At 63.2% G+C, this 285-nt stretch carries 1 pseudogene; it reads right to left on the reverse strand.

Features of this window, described 5'->3' with window-relative positions:
- Positions 1-285 (reverse strand): annotated as a pseudogene (locus tag NE584_RS19955) (DNA methylase); the annotation flags it as partial.

The following is a 285-nucleotide window of genomic DNA, read 5'->3' on the forward strand; positions in this document are numbered from 1 at the left end:
CCGGCGCCACATGGCGGAGGTACACCTGATATATGCGGGCGCTCCACTCCATGTAGCGGGCCATGCGCGGCGGGGCCACGATATAATCCAGCTCCAGCGAAGGGGCGGCTCTCAGCTCCAGATCATTGCTGGAGGCACCGGAAAAGACGTGGCCGGGAGCCCGCTGCCGACGATGAGCGTTGATCTCCCGGACCTTCTGGATTACTTCAAAGAGCCGGGCCCGTCCCGGAATTCCATACGCTTTCAGCGCCGGCGTGACGGCCAGACAGATGGTTTTCTCCGTGC

This window comes from Clostridium sp. DFI.5.61, from assembly GCF_024462915.1.
In the GTDB taxonomy this organism is placed as follows: domain Bacteria; phylum Bacillota; class Clostridia; order Oscillospirales; family Oscillospiraceae; genus Lawsonibacter; species Lawsonibacter asaccharolyticus.